General features: G+C 70.9%; 1 protein-coding gene. It reads left to right on the forward strand.

Going from position 1 to position 3271, the window contains the following annotated elements:
- Window positions 1–62: 62 nt before the first annotated feature.
- Window positions 63–3271: SDR family NAD(P)-dependent oxidoreductase (locus AC5L38_RS43975; RefSeq protein ID WP_495248775.1), on the forward strand; the 3209-nt coding region annotated here is incomplete at its 3' end.

Consider the following 3271-nt stretch of genomic DNA (forward strand, 5'->3'; position numbering starts at 1 on the left):
TGGCGGATGTCGAGGGTAGGTCGGTGTGGGTGTTCCCGGGTCAGGGGGCGCAGTGGGTGGGGATGGGTGCGGCTCTGTTGGAGGAGTCGGCGGTGTTCGCGGGCCGGATGGCCGAATGCGCCGCGGCGTTGGAGCCGTTCGTGGAGTGGTCGTTGCTGGAGGTGGTCCGGCAGGCCGAGGGTGCCCCGGGGTTGGATCGGGTGGATGTGGTGCAGCCGGTGTCGTTCGCGGTGATGGTGTCGTTGGCGGCGGTGTGGGAGTCGCTCGGGGTCCGTCCGGATGCGGTGGTGGGCCATTCGCAGGGCGAGATCGCGGCGGCGGTGGTCGCGGGGGGCCTGTCGTTGCAGGACGGCGCCCGGGTGGTGGCGCTGCGCAGTCGTCTGATCGGCGAGAGGCTGGCCGGGTTGGGGGCGATGGCGTCGGTGGCGTTGCCGGTGGAGCGGGTGCGTGAGCAGGTGGCGGCCTGGGACGGGCGGGTGTCGGTCGCGGCGGTCAACGGCCCGAACTCGGTGGTGGTCGCCGGTGAGGTCCAGGCCGTGGAAGAACTGCTTGAGCGGCTAACCGAGGAGGGGGTGCGGGTCCGGCGGATCGCGGTGGATTACGCCTCGCATTCGGCGCAGGTGGATCTGATCGGTGAGGAGCTGGCCCGGATCCTGGCGGAGGTGGCGCCACGGCCGGTGCGGGTGCCGATGCTGTCGACGGTGACCGGCCAATGGCTGGAAGGGCCGGAGCTGGAGGCGGGGTATTGGTGTGAGAACCTGCGCCGCACGGTCGGCTTCGCTTCAGCCGTGGAAGCGTTGCTGGAGCAGCGCCACCGCGCCTTCGTCGAGGTGAGCCCGCATCCGGTGCTGACGGTCGGCATCGGCGAATGCGTGGATGACAGCGATGCCGTCACGGTGATCGCCGGGACGTTGCGTCGCGATGACGGCGGCCTGGACCGCGTCCTGCTCTCGGCGGCCGAGCTGTTCGTGCGCGGGGTGGCGGTGGACTGGCGGCAGGTGCTGCCGGGTGGCCGCCGGGTCGACCTGCCCACCTACGCCTTCCAGCACCAATGGTTCTGGCCGAACGCGCGGCAGGGTGGAGATGCTCGCGGGCTGGGTCTGGCCGCGACGGATCACCCGCTGCTGGGTGCCGCCGTGGGCCTGGCCGACTCCGATGGGGTGGTGCTGACCGGTCGCTTGTCGCTCTCGTCGCATCCGTGGCTGGCTGATCATGCGGTGGCCGGGATGGTGGTCTTTCCGGGGACCGGTTTCTTGGAGTTGGCGGTACGGGCCGGGGACCAGGTCGGCTGCGACCGGGTGGAGGAGTTGACGCTGGCTGCTCCGTTGGTGCTGGGTGAGGATGAGGCGGTCGTGGTTCAGGTCGCGGTGGGCGGGCCGGAGGAGAGCGGTCGGCGTACCGTGAATGTCTATTCTCGGTCGGCGCAGGCGGGGGAGGATGCGCCGTGGGTGCGGCACGCGACCGGCGCCCTGGCCGCGGGGGGCGGGGTCGCAGCGTCGTTCGACGCGGGGGTGTGGCCCCCGGCCGGCGCGACCGCGATCGAACTGGACGGGCTGTACGAGGAGCTGGCCACCCAGGGGCTGGGGTATGGCCAGGTGTTTCGGGGGTTGCGGGCGGCCTGGCACGGTGCCGGTGGTGAGGTGTTCGCCGAGGTGGCGCTGCCCGAGCAGGCGGCCTCGGGCGCGGGTTCGTTCGGGGTGCATCCGGCGTTGTTGGATGCGGCGTTGCATGCGGTGGCGTTTGTGGGGCTGGATGTGGCGGCGGGGACGCGGTTGCCGTTCTCCTGGGGAGAGGTGTGCCTGCATGCCGGTGGTGCTTCGCTGTTGCGGGTGCGGCTGGCCAAGGTGGGGCAGGACGCGGTGTCGCTGAGTGCGGTGGATGCGGCTGGGGAGGCGGTGCTGGCGGCGCGGTCGCTGGTGTTGCGCCCGTTCACTCCTGATCAGCTTGTCGGCGCCGGTGGTGGTGGGGTGGAGCGGGACTCGCTGTTCGGGCTGGACTGGGTCGTGCTGCCGCAGGTGGCGGGCGCGGGGAGCGACGCGAGCGTGGTCGAGCTGAGCGGGGATCTCACCTCACTGGATCCGGTGCCGGGCGTGGTGATGGTCGCCGTCGGGTCGGCCGATGCTGGGAGCGTGCTGGAGTCGACGCACGAGCTGGTCGCTCATGTCCTGGGCCTGTTGCAGGAGTGGTTGGCCGATGAGCGGTTCGCGGCTTCGCGTTTGGTGTTCGTCACCCGGGGTGCGGTGGAGGCGCGGGAAGGTGATGTGGTCGCTGATCTGGCGGCTGCGGCGGTGTGGGGGTTGGTGCGCTCGGCGCAGTGGGAGAACCCGGATCGGTTCGTGCTGGTCGATGTCGAGGGTGAGTTGACCTCCTCGGTGCTGACCGGGGTGCTGGCCTCGGGTGAGTCGCAGGCGGCGGTCCGTGAGGGTGTGGTGCGGGTGCCTCGTCTGGCCCGGGTGACCTCGGCTCAGCAGGCAGAGCGGCCCTGGGACCCGGACGGCACGGTGCTCATCACCGGTGGCACCGGTGGTCTGGGTGGTCATCTGGCCCGGCACCTGGTGGCCGAGCGGGGTGTGCGGCATCTGTTGTTGACCAGCCGCCGGGGCCTGGACGCCCCGGGGGCGGTGAAGTTGCAGGCGGAGCTGATCGCGCACGGCGTCGAGGTCGAGATCGCGGCTTGTGACATGGCGGATCGGGAGCAGGTGGCGATTCTGCTGGCTGGAATCGATGCCGGGCATCCGCTGACCGCTGTGATCCACACCGCGGGTGTGCTCGCCGATGGGACGATCCCGTCGTTGACGCCTGAGCGGTTGGGGACGGTGCTGCGGCCGAAGGTGGATGCGGTCTGGCATCTGCATGAGCTGACCCGGGGCTTGGATCTGGCGGCGTTCGTTGTGTATTCGTCGCTGTCGGGTGTCATGGGCTCGGCAGGGCAGGGCAACTACGCGGCGGCGAACGCGTTCCTGGACGCGCTGGCCCAGCGGCGCCGGGCCGAGGGGCTGCCCGCGCTCTCGCTGGCCTGGGGTGCCTGGAGCCAGGACAGCGGTTTGACCGGCACGCTGAGCGATATCGACATGCGGCGAATCACCCGGATGGGCATGCCCCCGCTGTCTGTGGAGCAGGGGCTGGCGTTGTTCGAGGCCGCTGTCGTGCTTGAGCATGCGGTGCTGGTTCCGGTTCGGCTGGATCTGCCGTTGCTGCGTGCCTACGGTGAGGTGCCGGCGTTGTTGCGGGGTCTGGTGCGTGGTGGTCGGCGCTCGGCGGCGTCCGGTGC

Source organism: Streptosporangium nanhuense (assembly GCF_059358815.1).